The organism is Mesorhizobium sp. ESP6-5, from assembly GCF_020164695.1.
Lineage (GTDB): Bacteria > Pseudomonadota > Alphaproteobacteria > Rhizobiales > Rhizobiaceae > Mesorhizobium > Mesorhizobium australicum.
This window is the reverse complement of sequence record NZ_JAIUGR010000002.1, coordinates 356,716-376,897: the sequence shown is the minus strand read 5'-3', so window position 1 is coordinate 376,897 and position 20,182 is coordinate 356,716. Positions and strand designations below refer to the sequence as shown.

Here is a 20,182-nt window from a genome sequence, read left to right as displayed (position 1 = left end):
TCAGGAGAAATCACATGAAAACCGTAACTGGACTGTTCGATAATTATGACGACGCGGCCGATGCGGTCGGCGAGCTTGAGGCGACGGGAGTCCCGCATTCCAACATCAGCATCGTCGCCAACAACTCGGATGACTGGTACGACGCAAATCGTTCCGAGGCCGCTGAAGACGCTGGCAGCGGTGCCGGAATCGGAGCCGTGATCGGCGGCGCCGGGGGGTTGCTCACGGGACTTGGCGTCATGGCCATCCCGGGTGTTGGCCCGGTGGTCGCGGCCGGATGGCTCGCCGCCACCGCCGCCGGTGCGGTTGCCGGTGCCGTGGCCGGTGGAGCGGCCGGCGGCATCATTGGCGCTCTGACGGAATCGGGCGTGCCCGAGCGCGATGCGCACGTCTATGCGGAAGGTGTACGCCGCGGCGGTACCTTGGTGACGGCCAAGGTGGAGGACGAACTCGTGCCGAATGCCGAGCAGATTTTGGGGCAATCCCGATCGGTGGACCTGGCCGAACGCCGCAGATCGTACGAGGCCGACGGCTGGACCGGCTTCGATGCCAATGCAGGCGAATACGTGCCGGGCGAGATCGATCGCGACGGCGGACGTGCAATCAATCGACCCTGAAAGCGGCTCACGTTCCTCTGACTGGCACGCAGCGACGAGGTCGCGGAAATCGATCTTGCCGCGCTATGCTGGGGCGCTTTGCGGCGTTTAAGCACCATCGAATCCATCTCGAGGGCATCGGGCTGGGTTCGATCGCGTTTGAAGCCATGTTCCCAGCGGAATCTCCGCCGCTCAGAACAGATCGCTCCATGACGAAACTGACCCCGCCCGCAAGGCGGAACCATGGAGGGGTCGACGTTGTTGTCCCAGCGGCCAACTTGTCGGTTGGCGGCTAGGAGCCATCATTGATGACCACCGATCGATCACGCGAAGACGTCCTGGTTTCGCTCCCGTTGATCAACGCAAAGGCGGCGCCGACGCTTAAGCACGCCGGGGCGGAGGTGTTCTACATGGAAGCCGTCCGCGAGCTCACCGCCACGGACATTCCCTTTCTGGTCGCTGGAACCTATGCGGTAAGCGCCTATACCGGCGTCACTCGCCAGACCAAGGATCTCGATATCTTCTGCAAGGCCGGTGACTACGCGCGGATCCTCGCCCATTTCAAGGAGCTTGGATATGCCGTCGAAATCGTGGACGACCGGTGGCTTGGCAAGGTGTTCAAGGGCAGGCATTTCTTCGACGTCATCTTCGGATCGGCCAACGGCATGATGCCTGTTGGCGATCGATGGCTGGAGCACGCCAGACAGACCGAGTTGCTGGGCAGCCGTGTGCGGATCATCGGGCCGACCGAACTCATCTGGTCCAAATGCTTCATTCAAGACAGGGGCCGGCACGACGGCGCCGATATCGCCCACACGATCCTCAAGGCACACGACCAGATAGATTGGCACCGGCTGCTTTCCTATCTGGAGGTTCATTGGGAGGTCCTGCTGATGCAGCTCATCAACTTCAGATGGATTTACCCAAGCGAGCGCGATCACATCCCGGCATGGCTCCTCGATGAACTCCTCGACCGCCTCGCCAAGCAACGGCAATTGCCGTCCCCCAGGATGAAGATCTGCCGCGGGCGGCTGCTGTCGCAAACCGACTACGAGATCGATGTCAAGGAATGGGGCTTCGCCGGCGTCGGCGGCGTGGGAGATTTTCGTGATGCCTGACCGCCTGGAGAACGTCGCGCCGAAGGATAACGCAGGGACGCTCAGAGTTGCTGCCATGGGGGATTTGCATGTCAGGGAAGATCCCCGAACCTCGTATCGCGATCTCTTCGGCGAGATATCGAGGGAAGCCGAGATTCTCGTCCTGACGGGAGATCTCACCAATCTCGGCAAGCCTCGTGAGGCGGAGATGCTCGCCGAGGACCTGCGCAACTGCTCGATCCCCGTGGTGGCGGTGCTAGGCAACCACGACTACGAATCCGGCGCGGTGGACGACGTCGCAAACATCCTGCGCCAGGCGCATGTTCACCTTCTCGATGGCCATGCGGTCGAAATCGAGGAGGTCGGCTTCGTCGGCGTGAAAGGGTTCGTCGGTGGCTTCGGATCGCGCATGCTCGGCTCCTTCGGCGAACCCGCGATCAAGGCGATGGTCTCGGAAAGTGTCAACGAGGCAATGCGCCTCGAAAACGCGATGCGCCAGGTACGGGCGAAGCGGACGCTCGTGGTCCTCCACTACGCGCCGATCGCTGAGACCGTCGAGGGAGAACCGCTGGAGATATTTCCGTTTCTTGGCTCTTCACGCCTTGCCGAGACGATCGATCGGTTCAAGGTCAGCGCCGTTGTGCACGGTCACGCGCATCGCGGCTCCTATGAAGGCCAAACGCCCGGCGGCGCCAAGGTTTACAACGTCGCCATGCACGTGGCCAAACCGAACGGCCGCCCCTATGCCCTGCTGGAACTCTGACGCCACGGCATCGTGCGAGCATTCAGTTGGAAGGCTCTGCCAGGAAGTGGCGGCGCGATAGTGCGAGCTGATCACGGTTGTTTGCCCGCGACATTATTTTGGAGTTCGTCGCCAGCGGCGAATTCGTCAAACCTCCGTCTTGTCGAAGCCCTGCCGGGCGATAATTTCTTCAGAAGGCGTGGGTGCTTCTCCCTCTCAGACAGGAGCCGACCATGAAACATCAGACACTCGACCAGCTCCAAACCGTCGCCAGGATTGAGCCGCTGGCGCCGTTTTCGGTAATGACACGTAATGAACGCATCGCGCGTTGGGCTGAACTTCTCGAGCAAAATCCCGAACGATGCCTCGGTGCGCTAACCGGCACGGAACATTTGCGTCCTGAAGCACGGGCCATCGCACGTGGGGAAGGATCGGCACTCGCGGTTGCCTTCGAAGACCCGATCTTGCGTGCATCGGGGCTGGGGGACGACACATACGGCGAGGCAAAGCGCTTCTTCGAATTGAGCGACTGGCAACTCCACGACATTGTCTGTGATTGCCACGTCGGTGCCACCATGAAAGCCCGATGGGCCGCGGCTCGGGTCCGTGCAACGATCAGCGGGAACAGGCTCTTTGCGTTCCTGAGGCGGTGCTTGATGCGGTGAGACCAAGGGGAGGTCGTTGCATGTCCGCGACGACCTCCTACACCGCCAATGCGCAAGCTATCGCCGATCGTCCTCGCGATAGAGCTGGTCGGTAGCGCGGTCGCTTTCCCTGCGTTCAACCGGACCACGGTTACGGCGGGTTACCAAGACATAGGCAATCAGTATGACCAGCAACGCTGGCCCGCCGGCGACGACGATTAGCCACATGATACCGTCTGACATGGGAAATCTCCTTTCCTTCACAACCGGCAAGAAGACGATCCGTTCCGCTTGGAGCGGTTCGCGGTGCGGACCGGCCGGCGATCGGTTCCTGTCATCCAGGAGGTCCAGACGCCTCCCCGCTATTGCCGATCGGGTTTCCTTGCGAAGACCGCAGCAGAAGGGCGAGAGGAACCAGCAGCGCCGTTGCCACCGCGCAGTAACGAAAGACGTCGATATAGGCGAGCAGTGAAGCCTGGCGGGCGATCAACTGCCCGATCCAGCCAATGGCCTGCTGCTTGGCCTGGAGCATCGAGGAACCCTCGGCGACGAAGTGCTCGGTCGCCTGCCGTACCACCTGCTGGTAGGCGGGCGACGATTGCGCGGTGTGGCCGACAAGGTTCGCCTGATGGAGTTGTGCGTTCTGGGCGATCACAGTGTTGGAGAGCGACACGCCGATGCTGCCGCCGATATTGCGGGCAACATTGATCAAGGCCGAGGCCTGGTTGGTCTTTTGCGGCGCCAGACCGACATATGCCGCGGTCGAAATCGGGATAAACAGGAACGGCAATCCGATCATCAGGAAGATGCGGGCAAAGGCAAAGAAGCTGAAGCTGGCGTCGGGCGTAAGCGAAGTCATATGCCACAGGCCGATCGCCACCACCGCCATGCCCGCCATGATCAGGTATTTTGGCTGGACGATGCCGGCGGCAAATCCCGAAATCGGCATGAGCATCAGCATGGCGATGCCGCCCGGCATCATCGACAGGCCCGATAGCGTCGCCGTGTAGTCGAAGGCGGTCTGCTGCAGCTGGGGCATCAGCTGCGTGGTGCTGAACAGCACCGCACCGACCGCCATCATCACTAGGAAGGATGTACCGAACTGGCGGGTGAACAGCAGGCGCATGTCGACGATCGGATCGCGGTGGCGGAATTCCCATGGGATCAGCAGGGCGAAGGAGATCGCCGAGATAATGGCGAAAGTCGTGATGAAGCTCGACGCGAACCAGTCGTTGCGCTGGCCCTCGTCGAGAAAGATTTCGAGGCAGCCGAGCGCGGTCGCCACCAGGATGAATCCGACCCAGTCGATCCTGAGACCTCCTTTCAGCCGCTGCTGGCGTTCGCGTTCGAGTACCTCCGGTTCGACCAGCAGCCACTGCACCAACGCCAGTGACATGATGCCGAACGGCACGTTGATGAAGAAGATCCAGTGCCACGAAAAATTGTCGGTCAGCCAGCCGCCGATGGTCGGCCCGACCGTCGGCGCGACGATGACGGCGATGCCGTAGAGGGCAAATGCCTGCGAGCGCTTTTCAGGCGGAAAGGTGTCGGCCAGGATGGATTGCTCGCTTGGCGCCATGCCGCCGCCGCCGAGGCCCTGCAGGATCCTGAAGACGATGAGCATCTCGAGATTGGGCGCCAGCCCGCACAGCAGCGATGCCAGGGTAAACGTCGCGACGCAAAGCATGTAGTAGCGCTTGCGGCCGATCACGCTGGCCAGCCACCCACTGATTGGAATGATCACGGAGTTGGCGACCAGATAGGTGGTGATGACCCAGGTACTTTCATCCATGCCGGCAGCCAGGCTGCCGGCGATGTTGCGCAGCGCCACATTGGCGATCGAGGTGTCGAGCACCAGCATGAAGGTGGCAATGGAGACAATGATGGCGATGAGCCAGGGATTGCGCTCACCGGCCGCGGATCGGCTTTCGCCCTGGTCGCTGGCGTTGTCGCGGCTCATCGCACCTTGACCGTCGGCACCACCGACAGGCCTGGGCCGAGCAGCACATCGGGCGGGTTGTCGAAGACGATCTTGACCGGCACACGCTGCACCACCTTGACGAAATTGCCGGTGGCATTTTCGGCGGGCAGCAGGCTGAAGGCGGTGCCGCTGCCGGCCTGCAGGCTGTCGACATGGCCATGAAAGGTCTTGTCCGGATAGGCGTCGATATCGATGTCGACCGGCTGTCCGGTTCGCATCCTGTCGAGTTGGGTTTCCTTGAAGTTCGCCTTTACCCAGACTTCGTTGGGAACGAACATCATGAGCACCTGACCCGGCTGGGTGTAGGTGCCGATGGCGGCCGAAATGCTTGTCGCGCGGCCGGCGACAGGGGCTGTAATAGTGGTACGGGTCAATGCCGTGCGGGCTTGATCCCGGCTGGCCTGTGCCTGGTGAAGCTTGGCTTCGCCGCTTTTGGTCTGTGCCTGCAGCACTGTCACCTGGCTCTTTGCCGCGGCCACGTCCGCCTCGGCGCTGTCCAGGGTTGCCTGGTCCTGTCGAAGGGTCGATGCAGCCTGCTGCGCCTGCTGCTGCGTCACCGTGCCCTTCGTCAGCAATTCGCGATTGCGCTGGTCTTCGGCCTTGGCGAAGTCGAGCGCTGCCTGGGCCAGCGCCACCTGCTTCTGGGCGGCGTCGATCTTGGCATTTTGCGCCTCGATCTGGGCCGCCACATTGGTGATGTCGGCCTGAGCGGCGGCTACGCCGGCATCCGCTTGGCTGAGCGATGCCCGGTAGTCGCTGTCGTCGATGCGCAAGAGAACGTCACCCTTGCGCACCGGCTGGTTGTCGGTGACGGCCACATCGGTGATACGCCCGGCAATCTCGGCGCTCACCGTTACCGTGCGGGCATCGATGAAGGCATCATCGGTGGATTCATACTGACGCGTATTCAGCCACCAGATCGCTACACCCATCGCAACAAGCAGAAGCAGGAGGACAATTGCCGCTGTCCAATAGGGATGGCGCCTGGGAAAGCCCAGCAGGTTCGATTTCTGCGGCCTGTCGTCCATTTGCCGATCGTCCGATTTGTCGTGCCGCGAACTTGGCTGGCTGGCGAGACGCTTGCTTTGTCCAGCCCTGTCGTCGGACGGGTCCGGCTCGCTTTTCTGAGGCTTCGTATCCACGGAACTGGCTTTCAGCAGACTGAAGGGTGATGTCCGCGGTGGCGAACGCGGTTTCAACGGCAAAGCCTTGGCAAAGGTTCCTGTTTTGACTTCCCGCCAGCGCCATGGGCAGCGACGCCCTTCAGCCAGTCGGTGTGTGGCTGCTCATCCTCTTTGGCCTGCCCGATTGGGCAATAGGACCGCCCTCCCATCAACCTGGGGCGCTGAGTACCAGCATTCCCGTTTTATAGACGATAGCCGCACTTGGTGAGAGTGGCTCGAATCTTGTCGCTCGTGCAGGTGACGATGGGACATCTACCTGAAAGTTTCATCAGTCCGCAGTCTTGCCCAATGTGTCGGCGACGACCGCGCCGCGCTCACCCATGGGAACCGCCGGGCCTGTGGTCGAGTCACAGGCTGTCTGATGTTCCATTTCCGCGTTGATGGCGGCGCCGGCGATCAGGATGATGACTGAAATCCATGTCCACATCATCAGGCCGACCACGGCACCGAGCGAGCCGTATGTCGCGTTATAGTTGGCAAAATGCTGGAGGTAGAACGAGAACAGCCACGACGCGATGATCCATGCCGCGGTTGCCGCAAGCGCTCCCCAGCTCAACCATCGCCATTTAGCATGTTCCCGGCTCGGCCCGAAGCGGTAGAGCAAGGAAATGCCGGTTAGGATCGACACCACCAGGATGGGCCATCGGGATACCGCAACCACGGTTTCTGTCCAGGCATCAAGGTAGAAAAAGCGCAACAGCGCCGGGACAACACCCACCGTAAGCAGCAGCACGATGCCGATGAGCAGGGCTCCGACCGTGAACAGGATCGACATCAGATTGAGGGTAATGAACGAACGTTTCTCACGCTCTTCGTAGGCGATGTTCATCGCGTCGAAGAGCGCCTTCATGCCGCTGTTGGCGCTCCAGAGGGCGATTGTCAGGCCTATGAAAAAGCCTGTGCCGAGAGCGCCTGCTTTCTGGCGGGCCAAGGCCTGCAACTGATCGCGGATAAGATCGAGCCCGCCCTGCGGTAGCAATCCCTGGAGGTAAGCGACATGGTCGGCGACCGTGACCGGGTCCGCGACGAAGCCATAGATCGAGATGAAGGCTGCCAGGGCGGGAAACAAGGCGAGCAGGAGATAGAAGGTCGCGCCGGCAGCCACCAGCAGAACCCGGTCCTTGTTGAACTCTTCCCAAAGTCGCCAGAAGATGTCCTTCCACCCCAGCCCAGTGATTTGAGATGGCCACGTGGCGTCGCGCCCACGGCTTCCTGGCTCCCGCTCTGCCGCGGCGTTGCTGTCCTTCGTTGTCGAGGCCGCGCGGCCGGCTGCTTCCTCATCGATCAGCGAGGGCTGCTTGTCGTTCGGCGGAGAGCCTCGTTGTGGTTTCAAAGCCATTACCGGGTTCGCTGATGTCCAAAGCGTGGCTGACAACGCGGGATGAAGACACCCGTTCCCGATGCGCGGCCGATCACGATTTTCCTCCTTCCCTGCATCTTTTGCGGCCGATCGGCGTTTGAAATTGGTCAAGTGAACGGGTGTGTCAGATGAGAACGACAACCAGGGATAAGCTCAGGGGCGAAGCGGAGTTGTCCGAGGACGCCGACCTGATCGTCAATCGAACAGCCCACTTCATTTCGGATTGGATCGAAGAACACGTCGTTGACGAGCCTATCCCTATGTCCGGCATCGATGCCGCGGAGGAACTCGCAAATCAGTGCGTGGCGGATGCGCAGGATGAGGGGATCGCGGCGCAGGACATCCAGGATGAGGTGGGCGATCTTACTGAATACATCGCGGAAACGATCGATGAAGGGAACGGCTCCCCCTTGGAAGAGGTGGCCACGGCGGCAACCAAAATCGCGGAACCTCGTTTGTCGAGTGTCAACCCGAGGAGATGGCGATGACGAGGTTCCTATCCTTTCTGATCCTGGCAACGGGTCTTGCGCTCACCGCATGTGACAACAACACCGAGCCGACGAAGGCCAACACCGACACCGTCACCAAGAACCCACCAGTCGACCAGGACGCCAGACCGAAGTCGACGACCGGTGGCGATCAGCCAACTGCCCCGGCGACCAAATGAACGTGATTTCCTATTGCTATACGCCGCTGCCGCTTGCGTGGCTGGCCTGACGGATGAGGCTCCGGTCATTCCCCTGGCGCGGCTAGGCTGATGACTGCGGACGCCAGGATTTCCGGAGGGACCGGAACCTCAATCCACTGCCGCGCATTTCGACTTCACGCGTGGAAGACAAATGTCATCCAACCATCAAGACGCTGGCCAAGGAGAATTCAGATGCAAGGTTCAGAAGCGATTTCCAGGCGCCCTATCGGCGGCATGAGCATAGAACCATTCCTCGGCACGGTGACGGTCCGGTTCTCCGACGCGATAGTCGCCGCAAGCGACCGTGCGAAAATTCTTCGGGAGGAGGGCCATGAGCCGGTCTTCTATATCCCCTTCGAGGATATCTATTTCGACCTCCTCGAGAAGACCAACACCACCAGCGAGTGCCCGTTGAAGGGAACAGCGAGCTATTGGCGTGTTCATGCTGTCGGCGGCTCGGCCGATGACTTCATGTGGGCGTATGAGACGCCGGATACCGCGGCCCTGGCCATCGCGCGTCATGGCGCCTTCGATCCGAAAAGGGCACGTATTGACGTCGATCCGAAGGAGGATAAGCGGCATACTCCACATGTCATGGAGTAGGATGCCGCCTCGACCGTCGTTCTTCTTGCTTGTCGCCATGCCGGCAAGTGGCCGCCGCCAGGGTCAGCGGCACCGGTGCGAGTCCGAGCCTTCCCCTCATCGATCCACCCTCCACCAAGAAGCCTCGTTGCGGCCGCTTCGATCGGGTTTAGCCGCGCCTCACCGCCATGCCGGAGCAAAATCACTCTTTCGCGATCAGGCAGGGTTTTGTCGCACTGCTTTCGGAACAATGCCGGAGTGAAAGGTTAGCGGCGAAAGCCAGCCCAGGAGCGAGCCATGTCCGAAACCCTCGTCCCAAAGCCAATTGGCCTCAGCCGGAGACGTTTCATGACGGGCACGGTTTCGGCCGCTGCGGTCGCACCGCTCCTGTCTCCTGAGGCCAAGGCGGAGGAAGTGGCCGCGTCCCGTTCCAAGCTCCGGGAGCCGGTCGTCACCTCGCTTCGTATCAACAGGCAAGCTTACGAGCTTTCGCTCGACACCAGGACCAGCCTGCTCGACGCCTTGCGTGACCACGTTGGGCTGACCGGGACGAAAAAAGGCTGCGACCATGGGCAATGCGGTGCATGCACCGTGCTCGTCGACGGAAAACGGGTCCTCTCCTGCCTGAGCTTCGCGGTGATGATGCAGGGCAAGGATGTGACGACCGTGGAGGGGCTCGCCTCGCGCGACGGCGCCCTGCATCCGATGCAGCAGGCCTTTATCGACCATGACGCCTTCCAGTGCGGCTATTGCACGCCGGGCCAGATTCTGTCGGCCATCGGCTGCGTCAACGAAGGCCACGCCGGTTCCGAAGCCGATATCCGGGAATATATGAGCGGCAACATCTGCCGGTGCGCCGCATACCCCAACATCGTGGCCGCGATCGTGCAGGCTCGCGACGAAACCGGGAGAGCCTGACATGCGTCCTTTCGTTCTCGAGCAACCGGCCAACATCCCGGCGGCTATCGCCCTCGCTTCGAACTTTGCCGCGCCGGATCGGCCGCCGACCCAGTCAGACATGCAATTCATCGCTGGCGGCACCAATCTGGCCGACTACATGAAGCTCGACGTTGCCCGGCCGAACCGCCTGCTCGATCTCAATCGTCTCTCCGAGCCGGCGCTTCGGCAAATCCGCGTCACCGCCGAAGGGGTTCGTTTCGGCGCGCTGGTGCGGATGGGCGAGGCGGCTGACGATAAAGACGTCAAGCTCCACTATCCGGTCATTGCCGACAGCCTCAGGCTGGCAGCCAGCGGCCAACTCCGCAACATGGCCAGCCTTGCCGGCAACGTGCTGCAACGGACGCGGTGCGAGTATTTCAGGGAGATCTCATGGGCCTGCAACAAGCGCCAGCCGGGTTCGGGCTGCGCGGCAATGGACGGTTTCAATAGGCAACACGCGGTGCTGGGCGTCAGTGACGCCTGCATCGCCACCTATCATGGTGATTTCGCCCAGGCACTGATTGCCCTTGACGCCAACCTCCATGTCGAGGGTTCTGGCGGCGCGCGCGAAATCCGGTTCGCCAACCTGCATCGCCTGCCCGGCGATACCCCTCATGTCGAGACCGGCCTCGCCGCTGACGAGATCATCACCGCCATCGATGTGCCCGCGGGTCCTTGGACCCGGCGTTCCCGCTACCTTAAGGTTCGTGACCGCGAATCCTATGCCTTCGCCCTGGCTTCCGCGGCGGTCGCTCTCGACCTCGACGGCAACAGCGTCCGCGAGGCACGCATAGCCCTTGGCGGCGTCGCCACGGTCCCGTGGCGGGCGAGGGAAGCGGAAGCGGTCCTGCACGGCAAGATGCTGGACGAGGCAATGGCGCGGGCGGCCGCGGAGACGGCTTTCGCCGATGCCAGGCCGCGCGGCCACAATGCGTTCAAGATCGAGCTTGGCAAACGGACGCTGGTGCGGGCGCTCCTCGAAACCCGTGACATGAAGGTGTGATCATGAACGCAGCCGCTCCGCAGCCCAAGGAGAACATGGGTGCCCCGCTGCCGCGCATCGACGGGCGGCTGAAGGTGACCGGCCAGGCGAGTTATCCGGCGGACCTCGCGGCGGCCAATGTCGCCTATGGCGTGCTGGCCACCAGCAGTATCGCCAGGGGCACGGTGACGGCACTTCACCTGGACAATGCCCGAGCGGTGCCGGGCGTGCTCGACATCGTGACCTATGGCGACATGGACGCGGTGGACAAGCCGAAATTCGGCAATACCGCCGCCGCCTCGATCGCGCCGCTGCATGACCGGAAGGTCTTTCACGATGGGCAGATCATTGCCTTGGTGGTCGCCGAGACCTTCGAGGCGGCGGAGGAGGCTGCGCTGCTGATCCGTGCCGACTACGCCGAGGAGAAACCGAGTGCGGGCTTCGACAGCCCTGGAGCAACGACCATTGCCGCCGCGGGCAAAAGCCCGATGTTCAAGGAAGACGTCAAGGTCGGCGATTTCGATGTTGCCTATGCCGCTGCTCCGGTCAGGATCGATGCACGCTATTCGACACCAACGCAGCACCACAATCCGATCGAACTGTTTTCGACGACGGCAATGTGGCAGGGCGATCAACTCACCATTCATGAGCCGTCCCAGAACGTCACCGGCTGGAAGGCCGAACTTGCCAGGCAGTTGAAGATCGATCCGGCGAAGGTTCGCATTGTCAGCCCATACATCGGCGGCGCATTCGGCTCGAAGGGACCGATGACGGCCCGCACGGCGATCGTCGCGGTTGCGGCAAGGCGTCTCGGCCGGCCGGTGCGTTGCGTGGTCAGCCGCATGCAGGCGTTTGGTACACAGACCTATCGCGCCGAGACCAGGCACCGGATCCGCATGGGCGCCGACAAGGACGGCCGCATAACCGCTTTCGCGCATGAGGGCTGGGAGGTGACATCGCGCCCCGATCCCTACGTGGTCGGGGGAACGTCGGCGACCGGCCGCATGTATGATTACGGCGCGGTGCTTACGCACGTGTCGCTGGTCCAGGCGGACCGCAACACGCCCGGCTACATGCGTTCGCCTCCCGAGACGCCTTACGTCTATGCGCTGGAGAACGCCATGGACGAGATGGCGGTGGCCCTGGCCATGGACCCGGTGGAGTTCCGGAGGGTGAACGAGCCAAAAGCCGAGCCGATTGGGAGAAAGCCGTTCTCGAGCCGCTCGCTGATGCAATGCTACGATCAGGCGGCGGACGCGTTCGGCTGGACGAAACGGGACGCCAAGGTCGGATCGATGCACGACGGCGACTGGTTGATCGGCATGGGTTGCGCGACGGCAGTCTATCCGACCTCGTCGGCTCCCTGCGCTGCGCGCGTATGGCTGACCGTCGACGGCGATGTGCGCGTCCAGAGCGGCTCGCATGAAATCGGCACCGGCGTGCGCACGGTCGCCGGCCAGATGGCAGCAGAGCGCCTCGGTGTCGCCATGGACAGGGTGAGCGTCGAGATGGGCGACAGCACCTTGCCCCCGGCGCCCGTGTCGGGAGGGTCTATCTCCACGGCAAGCGTCTGTTCGGCGGTGCTCAAGGCCTGCGACGCGATCAGGACGAAGCTGTTTGCCGCGGCGATCGGCGAAGGTGGTCCGCTTGCCGGCGCCCACAATGAGGAACTGGATATCCTCGATGGCAAAATCATTGCCAAGGGCGGCGCTTCGGCAAAAGTCGGGGACGTCTTGAAAGCCATGCGGGTGGGGGCGATCGAGGAGTATGCCGAGTATGCGCCCAAGGGGGCGAGCCCCGAAGCGCTCAAGAAGCTCTATGCCGGCCAGCCGGAGTTTCACGGCGGCGAGCAGGACGAGGATTCGGTGAAATATGCATTCGGCGCGGAATTCGTCGAAGTTCGCATCAATCGCCTTACCAGGGAAATCCGCGTGCCGCGCATTGTCGGGGCCTTTGCCGCCGGCCGCATCATGAACACGCGCACGGCGCGCAGCCAGCTGATGGGCGGAATGATCTGGGGCATCGGCCAGGCGCTGCATGAGGCGACCGAGGTCGACAGCCGCTATGCCCGCTACGTCAATCGAGATCTGCAGGACTACCTCGTGCCGGTCAATGCCGACATCAGGGATCTCCAGGTGATTCTGGTTCCGGAGATTGACCACGAGGTCAATCCGGCAGGCGTCAAAGGCCTCGGAGAACTGGGCAATGTCGGCACGGCGGCCGCCGTTGCCAGCGCGGTCTACCATGCGACTGGCAAACGCATCCGCGATCTTCCGATCAGGATCGAGCAGCTTATCGTCTGATCTGGCCTACCCCATGGGCGGTCCGATTCACGAAATATTACGTGAGGGAACGTCCGGGCCGCCAGCGTCTTTGACCCTTGAGGCGGTTGATCGCCTCGCATAACTCAAAGGAGAAGAAGATGCCCAATCAAGGTGGTAGCCATGAGCAACATGTGAAAGCAGGCCAGCAGAGCCACAAGAACATGGACGATAAGAACCGCCGTCAGCAGCAGCAGGCGGCCGGTGGCAACCATCGCCAACAAGGCGGCGACAGCGCCGGCACGACGCGTGGCGGAACCCATGAACAGCATGTGAGAGCTGGCGAGCAAAGCCACAAGAATCGCTAGCAAACCTGTGTGGCTCCGTGCCCGTCCCGAGCGCTCGGGACGGGCTCTGCATGCGACCGTGCTGGGCAGAGCCGACCCGCACAGTTCGCCGAAAGAGAGACAGATTTGATGCCCGATCCGAGAGAACCCGACCCCAACCGCGACGTACCCATGCCGGCACCCAATTGGAAGCCCAAGCCGATCGGCGAACCGGAGCCGGAAGGATTGCCCGATGAGGCGCCGTTACCCAATCCTGACGAGAACGAAGAGCCCCCAATGCACGCGGTCGGCTGAGCGGAATCCGCCCGTAGTTTGGTCACTCCTCGTCGAAGCGGCCGCCTTCCCTTGAAGGATCGCGTGACAGCACCGCTTCCTCGACATCGTCGGGCAATGCCTCGTCGCTTTCCTGGTAGGCGTTGTCGTCATCTTCCTCGGGCAATTCGCCGTCGGCCTCGTCTTCCACCTCGACGTCATCCGGAAGGATTTTCGCGCCTGCTAGCGCGTCCCAGTCCTGCTGCTCTACCGTGGGACCTTCAGTCTCCGTCGGGTCTTCCGTCTGAACTGCGGGTTGCTCTCTTTTGCGGGGGTCCATTGTCGTTCTCCGAAATCCGGGGAGTTTGCCCCGGATCGCCTGAAGCGCCCGGGGCAACAGCTCGCCAGCTAGGCGGCCTGTTCCAGGGCACGCTCGTTGACGCCACCCTCGCCAAGGCTGGAAAGTGCCTCGTCGGTCGCCGTCTCCTCCTCGAGAGTCTCGTTCAGGAGTTTGACCACGTCGCTCTTGCCGAGCTGTTCGGCCCAGGCGATCAGCGTCCCGTAGCGCGCGATCTCGTAGTGTTCGACGGCCTGCGCCGCTCCGACTAGCCCAGCATCCAGCGCGGGGTCGCCCTTGTATTCCTGGAGGATTTCCGAACCCTCCTCGATGATGCCGTCGATGGCCGGACAGGTCTTGCCCCGGGCCGGCTTGTCGAGGAGTTCGAAGATCTGTTCGAGGCGGTCGACCTGGCCCTCGGTTTCCTGCAGGTGTTTCTCGAATGCTGCCGAAACATCTTCGGATTCGGCGCCTTTTGCCATTTTCGGCAGCGCCTTCAGGATTTTCTTCTCGGCGTAGTAGATGTCCTTCAGCCCGTCGAGGAACAGGGCTTCAAGCCCTTTCGTTGCCGCTTTCTTCGCAGTCGCCATGATTGTCATCTCCAATTGTCGTGAAGCCCACCAGCGGTGTAGCTGGAGCACAACTTGCCGTGAGGACGGTTGTTCCAGCCATCTCGCAAAGAGGCGACCGCTGCGTAGGCTCTCATCGCGACCGGGCTTCGCAAGCGCGTCCGCGGCACGAACTCCATCACTGGATCTGTTGCATGGTGCATTGACGCGGCGCCTTGTCCGGCCGCCAGCGCAACAGTTTGGTGCCATGCCGGAACCTGTCGCCGGTGACATGGTCGAAGCGGACCTCGACCACCAGTTCCGGCCGCAGGGGCTCCCATTCGCCGCTGCGCTGCGTGCTCCAGCGGCTAGGCCCGCCCGGCGCCTTGCCGGTGAAGCCGGGTCCGCCACGCAGCTTTTCCAGCTTTCGGGTGACGCCAGCCCGGTCATCCCTGCCGATGGTCGAAGTAAAGCCGACATGGTCGAGCTTGCCCCTATCATCGTAAAGGCCGAGCAGGAGCGAGCCGACCTCCTTGCTGCCGGTCAGATAGCGGAAGCCTCCAACCACGCAGTCGGCCGTACGCAACCGTTTGACCTTGACCATCGCGCGTTCCCCGGGGCGGTAGGGGTCGGCCAGCAATTTGGCGACCACGCCGTCGGTGGAACCATGGCCGGCTTCCTCAAGCCAGCGTCTGGCGGCCGCCGGATCGGTCGTGCTGGGCGAGAGCCGCAAGCCAGGCTCGGCGCAGTCCTGAACGAAGCCCTCGACCGCCCGGCGTCGTTGCGACAACGGCTCACCGAGCAGGATCGTGCCGCCCGGCGCGACCGGCATGTCGAACAGGATCAGCCGGGCAGGCGTCTGCGCGCTCAGCTTGCGGATGCGGCTTTCGGCTGGGTGAAGCCGCATCTGCAGCGCGTCGAAAGAAAGCTGGCCTTCGAGCTCGATGACGATCTCGCCATCGACGACGAAATTGCGGGCCTCGACCTGCCGCAGCATGGCGACGAGCTCCGGGAAGTAACGGCCGAGAGGCTTGCCGGATTTGGCGCGCAAGTCGACATCCGTGTCGCCTTTGAAGGCGAGGCAGCGAAACCCGTCCCATTTGGGCTCGTATTGCCAAAAGCCCTCCCCATCCGGCAGAGCGTCGGCTGCCTTGGCCTCCATGGGGGGCGTGTTCAGGGGTAGGGCAAAGCTGTCCGTCATTGCCTTACGTCGCTTTCTGGGGCACGCGCCGGCGGCGAAGCCCGCCAACCGACACCCGCGGCAGCTTCAGGCCCCGAGATCGATCAAAGCCACGCCGAATTCGGCTCTCTTGCGGCGGCGCAGGTGACCCGGCGCTTCCACCACGGTGATTTCCAATGTCGGCCGAACGGTGCCTTCGAGCAGATGGCCGCCTTTGGTCGTGCCGTCGCTCAAGCCAAGCACCGCGTGGACATGAAGGCTTGGCTTGCCATCATCGCCCGTCGCGACATCACCGATCGCGCTCAGGACCTCGCATTGTTCGTCGATCGGGATTTTTCGATAGCTCTTCGCCTCCAGGTCGAACCAACCGACGGTGGCCCGTTGGAACGCGCCGATCGCCGTCAGGGAGGCGCTGCCGATCTTCTGCTCGACCGCGAAGCTGGTCAGTGCCGCGAACGCTTCCTCGCCCGGGTCGAGCACCACGACAAATGTCCGTTGGCCATTGGCCTCGTTGATGAGTCGCGATTTCATGCCGGCGTCCAATCCTCGCGGTCGGTCAGTGGGCGTGGTGTTCGGCGTTCCTCTTGCGGGTCGCCGCCGCCTTCTTTGCCGATTCGGACCGGCTGGCGGCCGATCGGGAAGCGGACGCCTTTCCGCCGCTTTTGCCGCCCTTGTGCGCCGCTGGGTGACCTGTGTGCTTGCCACGCCCGGAGCCGCCTTCCTTCTTGCCGCCACCATCGTCCTTGTTGACCGTCGCCCATGCGCGCCGCTCGGCTTCCTTGTCGGAGACGCCACGCTTCTCGTAGCCTTCGGCAATATGGTCGGCCTTGCGTTCCTGCTTGTCGGTGTATTTGGATTTATCGCCTCGGGGCATGATCGTTTCTCCTTCTCGATGGAGGTTGAACGCCAAGTCGGCGCCCGGGTTCCAATCGCGGTCAGCCTTGCCCGACACACCCTGTCGCGGCGGCTGTTGCAACCAGGCAGGTTTAACCGATCGCGAACCTGACCACCGCCGCCAGGATCAGGATGCCGACCAGTCCTGCCACGAAGATGATCCGGCGCGTGCGGGTTCGCAGGATGATCTCGCCTTGCGAAGCCTGGCGCGCGGAGAAGACAGGTCCATTTTCGCCGCGTCCGTCTTTGTCGTCTTTGCCATGCCGGTCGTCGCTCATGACCGCCTCCTGTCGGGCTGTTACGCCTCTGGCGCCGTCGCGGGTGCCGTGTAGCGCCGCCGAACGGCATCGAGCACCCGTTTGCGGCTCTCGTCCGCCGAAAGCTTGCTGTCCTTTTCCGCCTCGGCGGTTTCGCGGGCGAGGTCCTTGTCCCTGATCTGGTGGCGGAACCATTTCGAATAGTCGCCCGCGCGCAAATGGAACTCCCAGGTCTTGTCGTCTATGCCTTCGGCCATCTGAGCAAAGATCATCAGATTATGGGCCCTGAGGTTCATCGCGTCGTCGGGACCGCGGAAATAGAAGCTGCCGGTCTCATCGAGTTGACCCTCGGCATATTTGCGGCTGTGGCGCTTGAGCGACTGGCGAGGTTCTATGACCTTGACCGTTGTGAGTTTTTTGCGCGCCCCCGGCCGCCAGAACAGAACCCGATCGCCCTTGGGCGTGGGAATGTCCTTCGGCGGCTCGATGCCGGTCTCATGGCAGAAGGTCTTCACCACGTCCTTCGCCTTCGGGCCAAGGGCGATGACGGCCGTCATCAGGCGCAGGGCGTCGGTCGAAATCGCCTCGGGATGGACGGTGATCAGGATCGTGCCCGGCAGTTCCAGGGAGAGCACGGCGCGGGTGTCGTCGCGCCGCTTCGGAAGAAGATGGTGCGCTTCGTCGATGACCAGCCAATGCGGCCTTGCGGTGCGGCGACGGAAACTGCCAAGGCCAGGCAGCAGGTCGGCAAAGAAGTCTGGCCGTTCGTTGACACGCAGCGCCAGCCCGTTGACGACGACATTGCTGTCGGCCTTGGCGATCAGGTCGAGCACCTGCGCCTTTGTCGGCGCGCTCGATGCATCCCCCAGCCGAACGGCGCCCTCGAGGCCGTCATAGTCACCCTCTGGATCGAAGACGCAAAATTGAAATTGGCTGTCGACGAAGCGTTCCGTCAGTGCGGTGGCCAAAGTGGATTTGCCGATGCCCGAACTGCCGGCGATGAGCACGCTTTCGGTCGGCGACAGATAGATGTCATCGCCACCGGACGATCCCAGAACAATCCCGCCATGACGCTTCGGCACGATCCCGTGGTCGCTTTTTATCAGCTTGGCGATCAGTTCCTCGACGCCTTTGCCGCGTGCGCCGCGCGTGACCAGGTCCGCGGTGCTTTTGACCGCGGGAATGGCATTGTCGACCGCAACGCTGCAGCCGCAGGCCTTCAGGAAGGCGTGATCGTTCTCGGCGTCGCCGATACCCACAACATTGTGCGGCGACAGGTGAAGGTCCTCGAGCGCGGCCGCCAGACCGGTGGCCTTGTTGACGCCGCTCGGCAGGATCATCACCGCGCCCTTGTTGAAGATGATTTCGAGTTCGAGCCCCATCTTCTTGATGACCTCGAGCACGGTCGCCTGATGCGGTTCCCAGGTGGCGACGATCGACCGTCCCACGGAAAGTGGCTTCACCCCCTGCTTTTTCAGCCTGGCGACGAATTCGGGCTCCGGCGATGGTGAGATCGCCCGCTCTTCCTCGCTGGCCGGTGTGTAGATCAGGGCGCCGTTTTCGGCGACGACCTTGTCGAACAGGCCGACATCGGGAAACACGCGCTTGAGGTCGGGCAACTCGCGGCCGGTGACCAGAAGCAGTTTACGTCCACTTTTCTTGAACCGCTCCAGTGCCGCGAGCGTCTTGTTGGAGACCGTCCCGTCATGTGCGAGGGTCCCGTCATAGTCGGTCGCCAGGGCAATGAAATACATTGCGCTGACCTCAGTAGCCGCCGACGATCGGCAGGATCTCGCCGGTGATGTAACTCGAACAGTGCGGGGAGGCGAGGAAAACATAGGCGGGAGCCAGTTCCTCCGGTTGGGCCGGCCGTTTCATCGGCGTGTCGGCGCCAAATTTCGAGACGTCCTCGGCTTCCTTGTCGGACGGATTGAGCGGCGTCCACACCGGGCCAGGCGCGACCGCGTTCACCCTGATGCCCTTGGCGATGAGGTTGCCCGAAAGCGCGCGCGTGAAGGCATGGATGCCGCCCTTGGTCATCGAATAGTCGACCAGCTGCTTTGAGCCTTCTATGCCGGTAACCGAACCCGTGTTGACGATCGCCGAGCCCGGCTTCATGTGCGGCACGGCTTCCTGCGCCATATGGAAATAGCCGTAGAGATTGGTCTTCAGCGTCGTGTCGAAATGTTCTTCGGTCAGGTCGCCGAAGTCGCTGGAATGGATCTGGAAGGCGGCGTTGTTGACCAGCACGTCGATGCGGCCGAATGTTTCGACCGTGGTCGCTACGGCATCGTGGCAGTCCTGGCGTTCACTGACGTCGGCCTTCAACAGGATGCAGCGTCGGCCTTCTTTTTCGACGGCAGATTTTGTCTCCTCGGCGTCCCTGTCCTCGGCCAGGTAGACGACCGCGATGTCGGCGCCTTCGCGGGCGAACAAGACCGCCACCGCGCGTCCGATGCCCGAATCGCCACCAGTGATGAGAGCCACCTTCCCTTCGAGTTTCTTTGATCCGACATAGTAGGGTGCATCGTAGAGCGGAGCAGGCTCGATCGCCGCTTCATGCCCGGGTTTCGCCTGATGTTGCTTGGGGAAGGGCGGCTCGGGATAAGCGCGGGCGCCTGCCTGCATGGCGTGCTCCGACGTTCCGTTGCGCTTCGATTTGTCCTTGGCATCGATGCCACGCTGGATATGGCGCTGCTTGGCGGCCTCACCGGCGGTTTGTGATTTCGTCTGCATGGTCGTCTCCTCGGCTGAAGAAAGTTCAACGCGGGGCAGACCGGCGGGTCTGCGCGGCTTATGGCTTGTCAGAAGGTATCGCCCCCGTCCGTGTCAGTCCTTGACGTAGGCGCCGGGTTGGCGGCCCGACCTTGGAGCCTTCGCGTCCTTCGAGTGCTCGGAGATCGCCGGGCCTGCGCCGGACGTCTTCTCCGTTGCGGGGCTGGGCGTCGCCTTGCGAGGCGGGTTCTGTCCTTCTGACTGATGTGTCTCTTCATTTGTCTGATCCGCCGGTCGCGTAAGCCCCATTCCACCTGCCGGCGGCTTGTTGCCCGCTGCGTCAGACGAGAAATCATCGTTCGGATCCGGGCCGGTCCTGGCGGGATACTTCCGTGCGCCGGTTTCATATTCGGTTCTGTCGCGTGCCATGACTGCCTCCGTGTTTGGCTGAACGGAAAACAGCCGCCGGGCGATCAGGTTCCGAACAAACGGTGATGGTCCCCCTTTTCGCCACCGGTCGCATCGCCCTTCGCGTGCGACGGCTGCCAAGTGCATCTGGATCGGGTGACGTCATCATCCGGCATGCAGGCGGGCGA

The 20,182-nt window shown here is 62.5% G+C and carries 23 protein-coding genes; 11 read left to right on the top strand and 12 right to left on the bottom strand.

Annotated features, from left to right (window positions below; all coding sequences use genetic code 11):
• Nucleotides 1–14 precede the first annotated feature (14 nt).
• The 4 genes from LB524_RS04200 to LB524_RS04185 all read left to right on the top strand — a co-directional run bounded on the left by LB524_RS04200 (nt 15) and on the right by LB524_RS04185 (nt 3,100).
• Nucleotides 15–617: a general stress protein gene (locus LB524_RS04200; protein ID WP_015319125.1), complete on the top strand. Its 603-nt coding sequence runs from the start codon at nt 15–17 to the stop codon at nt 615–617.
• 287 nt (nt 618–904) lie between these two features.
• Nucleotides 905–1,714, top strand: a complete 810-nt coding sequence (locus tag LB524_RS04195; RefSeq protein WP_015319124.1) for a hypothetical protein — start codon at nt 905–907, stop codon at nt 1,712–1,714.
• Nucleotides 1,707–2,456, top strand: a complete 750-nt coding sequence (locus LB524_RS04190; protein ID WP_140617525.1) for a metallophosphoesterase — start codon at nt 1,707–1,709, stop codon at nt 2,454–2,456. The genes LB524_RS04195 and LB524_RS04190 overlap by 8 nt, the downstream gene beginning before the upstream one ends.
• Before the next feature lie 212 nt (nt 2,457–2,668).
• Entirely contained in the window at nt 2,669–3,100 is a 432-nt protein-coding gene (locus LB524_RS04185; protein ID WP_023771244.1) for a hypothetical protein, read from the top strand.
• A 57-nt stretch (nt 3,101–3,157) separates the two neighbouring features.
• Here the strand turns inward: LB524_RS04185 and LB524_RS04180 are convergent, their stop codons facing one another.
• The 4 genes from LB524_RS04180 to LB524_RS04165 all read right to left on the bottom strand — a co-directional run bounded on the left by LB524_RS04180 (nt 3,158) and on the right by LB524_RS04165 (nt 7,583).
• On the bottom strand, nt 3,158–3,322 hold the full coding sequence (locus tag LB524_RS04180) for a hypothetical protein (protein WP_015319121.1): 165 nt from the start codon (nt 3,320–3,322) through the stop codon (nt 3,158–3,160).
• 91 nt (nt 3,323–3,413) lie between these two features.
• Entirely contained in the window at nt 3,414–5,039 is a 1,626-nt protein-coding gene (locus tag LB524_RS04175) for a DHA2 family efflux MFS transporter permease subunit (RefSeq protein WP_140617524.1), read from the bottom strand.
• Nucleotides 5,036–6,088 carry an HlyD family secretion protein gene (locus tag LB524_RS04170; protein ID WP_140617523.1) on the bottom strand — a complete coding sequence of 351 codons (1,053 nt, stop codon included), beginning with the start codon at nt 6,086–6,088 and terminating at the stop codon, nt 5,036–5,038. The genes LB524_RS04175 and LB524_RS04170 overlap by 4 nt, the downstream gene beginning before the upstream one ends.
• Before the next feature lie 424 nt (nt 6,089–6,512).
• Entirely contained in the window at nt 6,513–7,583 is a 1,071-nt protein-coding gene (locus LB524_RS04165) for a YihY/virulence factor BrkB family protein (RefSeq protein ID WP_224524027.1), read from the bottom strand.
• A 149-nt stretch (nt 7,584–7,732) separates the two neighbouring features.
• On the opposite strand from LB524_RS04165, the gene LB524_RS04160 reads away from it, so the two are divergent.
• From LB524_RS04160 to LB524_RS04130, 7 genes are all read left to right on the top strand, one after another.
• Nucleotides 7,733–8,092, top strand: a complete 360-nt coding sequence (locus LB524_RS04160) for a DUF768 domain-containing protein (RefSeq protein ID WP_140823489.1) — start codon at nt 7,733–7,735, stop codon at nt 8,090–8,092.
• Nucleotides 8,089–8,271: a hypothetical protein gene (locus LB524_RS04155; protein WP_015319116.1), complete on the top strand. Its 183-nt coding sequence runs from the start codon at nt 8,089–8,091 to the stop codon at nt 8,269–8,271. The genes LB524_RS04160 and LB524_RS04155 overlap by 4 nt, the downstream gene beginning before the upstream one ends.
• Nucleotides 8,272–8,484: 213 nt before the next feature.
• Nucleotides 8,485–8,895, top strand: a complete 411-nt coding sequence (locus LB524_RS04150; RefSeq protein ID WP_140877846.1) for a DUF427 domain-containing protein — start codon at nt 8,485–8,487, stop codon at nt 8,893–8,895.
• Nucleotides 8,896–9,171: 276 nt separating this feature from the next.
• Nucleotides 9,172–9,792, top strand: a complete 621-nt coding sequence (locus tag LB524_RS04145) for a (2Fe-2S)-binding protein (protein ID WP_411909893.1) — start codon at nt 9,172–9,174, stop codon at nt 9,790–9,792.
• 1 nt (nt 9,793) lies between these two features.
• Entirely contained in the window at nt 9,794–10,816 is a 1,023-nt protein-coding gene (locus tag LB524_RS04140; RefSeq protein ID WP_224523869.1) for an FAD binding domain-containing protein, read from the top strand.
• A 2-nt stretch (nt 10,817–10,818) separates the two neighbouring features.
• Nucleotides 10,819–13,098 carry a xanthine dehydrogenase family protein molybdopterin-binding subunit gene (locus LB524_RS04135; protein ID WP_224523868.1) on the top strand — a complete coding sequence of 760 codons (2,280 nt, stop codon included), beginning with the start codon at nt 10,819–10,821 and terminating at the stop codon, nt 13,096–13,098.
• A gap of 119 nt (nt 13,099–13,217) precedes the next feature.
• Nucleotides 13,218–13,424: a hypothetical protein gene (locus tag LB524_RS04130; protein ID WP_140617517.1), complete on the top strand. Its 207-nt coding sequence runs from the start codon at nt 13,218–13,220 to the stop codon at nt 13,422–13,424.
• A gap of 295 nt (nt 13,425–13,719) precedes the next feature.
• On the opposite strand, the gene LB524_RS04125 is transcribed toward LB524_RS04130, so the two are convergent.
• From LB524_RS04125 to LB524_RS04090, 8 genes are all read right to left on the bottom strand, one after another.
• Nucleotides 13,720–13,995 carry a hypothetical protein gene (locus tag LB524_RS04125; protein WP_015319109.1) on the bottom strand — a complete coding sequence of 92 codons (276 nt, stop codon included), beginning with the start codon at nt 13,993–13,995 and terminating at the stop codon, nt 13,720–13,722.
• 68 nt (nt 13,996–14,063) lie between these two features.
• Nucleotides 14,064–14,582, bottom strand: a complete 519-nt coding sequence (locus tag LB524_RS04120) for a ferritin-like domain-containing protein (RefSeq protein ID WP_015319108.1) — start codon at nt 14,580–14,582, stop codon at nt 14,064–14,066.
• A 157-nt stretch (nt 14,583–14,739) separates the two neighbouring features.
• Nucleotides 14,740–15,741, bottom strand: a complete 1,002-nt coding sequence (locus LB524_RS04115; protein ID WP_224523866.1) for an ATP-dependent DNA ligase — start codon at nt 15,739–15,741, stop codon at nt 14,740–14,742.
• A 66-nt stretch (nt 15,742–15,807) separates the two neighbouring features.
• Nucleotides 15,808–16,251 carry a PPC domain-containing DNA-binding protein gene (locus LB524_RS04110; RefSeq protein WP_140715506.1) on the bottom strand — a complete coding sequence of 148 codons (444 nt, stop codon included), beginning with the start codon at nt 16,249–16,251 and terminating at the stop codon, nt 15,808–15,810.
• A 25-nt stretch (nt 16,252–16,276) separates the two neighbouring features.
• Nucleotides 16,277–16,594, bottom strand: coding sequence for a hypothetical protein (locus tag LB524_RS04105; RefSeq protein WP_015319105.1), 318 nt, complete (start codon nt 16,592–16,594; stop codon nt 16,277–16,279).
• A gap of 112 nt (nt 16,595–16,706) precedes the next feature.
• Nucleotides 16,707–16,892 carry a hypothetical protein gene (locus LB524_RS04100; protein WP_140617515.1) on the bottom strand — a complete coding sequence of 62 codons (186 nt, stop codon included), beginning with the start codon at nt 16,890–16,892 and terminating at the stop codon, nt 16,707–16,709.
• A 20-nt stretch (nt 16,893–16,912) separates the two neighbouring features.
• Nucleotides 16,913–18,625 carry an HAD-IIB family hydrolase gene (locus tag LB524_RS04095; protein ID WP_140661608.1) on the bottom strand — a complete coding sequence of 571 codons (1,713 nt, stop codon included), beginning with the start codon at nt 18,623–18,625 and terminating at the stop codon, nt 16,913–16,915.
• Nucleotides 18,626–18,635: 10 nt separating this feature from the next.
• Entirely contained in the window at nt 18,636–19,607 is a 972-nt protein-coding gene (locus LB524_RS04090; protein WP_224523864.1) for an SDR family oxidoreductase, read from the bottom strand.
• Nucleotides 19,608–20,182 lie beyond the last annotated feature (575 nt).

What these genes read in the sequence shown, in the direction of transcription:
- LB524_RS04200 (WP_015319125.1), top strand. Translation starts at nt 15, where the DNA reads ATGAAAACCGTAACTGGACTGTTCGATAATTATGACGACGCGGCCGAT.
- LB524_RS04195 (WP_015319124.1), top strand. Translation starts at nt 905, where the DNA reads ATGACCACCGATCGATCACGCGAAGACGTCCTGGTTTCGCTCCCGTTG.
- LB524_RS04190 (WP_140617525.1), top strand. Translation starts at nt 1,707, where the DNA reads ATGCCTGACCGCCTGGAGAACGTCGCGCCGAAGGATAACGCAGGGACG.
- LB524_RS04185 (WP_023771244.1), top strand. Translation starts at nt 2,669, where the DNA reads ATGAAACATCAGACACTCGACCAGCTCCAAACCGTCGCCAGGATTGAG.
- LB524_RS04180 (WP_015319121.1), bottom strand. Translation starts at nt 3,322, where the DNA reads ATGTCAGACGGTATCATGTGGCTAATCGTCGTCGCCGGCGGGCCAGCG.
- LB524_RS04175 (WP_140617524.1), bottom strand. Translation starts at nt 5,039, where the DNA reads ATGAGCCGCGACAACGCCAGCGACCAGGGCGAAAGCCGATCCGCGGCC.
- LB524_RS04170 (WP_140617523.1), bottom strand. Translation starts at nt 6,088, where the DNA reads ATGGACGACAGGCCGCAGAAATCGAACCTGCTGGGCTTTCCCAGGCGC.
- LB524_RS04165 (WP_224524027.1), bottom strand. Translation starts at nt 7,583, where the DNA reads ATGGCTTTGAAACCACAACGAGGCTCTCCGCCGAACGACAAGCAGCCC.
- LB524_RS04160 (WP_140823489.1), top strand. Translation starts at nt 7,733, where the DNA reads ATGAGAACGACAACCAGGGATAAGCTCAGGGGCGAAGCGGAGTTGTCC.
- LB524_RS04155 (WP_015319116.1), top strand. Translation starts at nt 8,089, where the DNA reads ATGACGAGGTTCCTATCCTTTCTGATCCTGGCAACGGGTCTTGCGCTC.
- LB524_RS04150 (WP_140877846.1), top strand. Translation starts at nt 8,485, where the DNA reads ATGCAAGGTTCAGAAGCGATTTCCAGGCGCCCTATCGGCGGCATGAGC.
- LB524_RS04145 (WP_411909893.1), top strand. Translation starts at nt 9,172, where the DNA reads ATGTCCGAAACCCTCGTCCCAAAGCCAATTGGCCTCAGCCGGAGACGT.
- LB524_RS04140 (WP_224523869.1), top strand. Translation starts at nt 9,794, where the DNA reads ATGCGTCCTTTCGTTCTCGAGCAACCGGCCAACATCCCGGCGGCTATC.
- LB524_RS04135 (WP_224523868.1), top strand. Translation starts at nt 10,819, where the DNA reads ATGAACGCAGCCGCTCCGCAGCCCAAGGAGAACATGGGTGCCCCGCTG.
- LB524_RS04130 (WP_140617517.1), top strand. Translation starts at nt 13,218, where the DNA reads ATGCCCAATCAAGGTGGTAGCCATGAGCAACATGTGAAAGCAGGCCAG.
- LB524_RS04125 (WP_015319109.1), bottom strand. Translation starts at nt 13,995, where the DNA reads ATGGACCCCCGCAAAAGAGAGCAACCCGCAGTTCAGACGGAAGACCCG.
- LB524_RS04120 (WP_015319108.1), bottom strand. Translation starts at nt 14,582, where the DNA reads ATGGCGACTGCGAAGAAAGCGGCAACGAAAGGGCTTGAAGCCCTGTTC.
- LB524_RS04115 (WP_224523866.1), bottom strand. Translation starts at nt 15,741, where the DNA reads ATGACGGACAGCTTTGCCCTACCCCTGAACACGCCCCCCATGGAGGCC.
- LB524_RS04110 (WP_140715506.1), bottom strand. Translation starts at nt 16,251, where the DNA reads ATGAAATCGCGACTCATCAACGAGGCCAATGGCCAACGGACATTTGTC.
- LB524_RS04105 (WP_015319105.1), bottom strand. Translation starts at nt 16,594, where the DNA reads ATGCCCCGAGGCGATAAATCCAAATACACCGACAAGCAGGAACGCAAG.
- LB524_RS04100 (WP_140617515.1), bottom strand. Translation starts at nt 16,892, where the DNA reads ATGAGCGACGACCGGCATGGCAAAGACGACAAAGACGGACGCGGCGAA.
- LB524_RS04095 (WP_140661608.1), bottom strand. Translation starts at nt 18,625, where the DNA reads ATGTATTTCATTGCCCTGGCGACCGACTATGACGGGACCCTCGCACAT.
- LB524_RS04090 (WP_224523864.1), bottom strand. Translation starts at nt 19,607, where the DNA reads ATGCAGACGAAATCACAAACCGCCGGTGAGGCCGCCAAGCAGCGCCAT.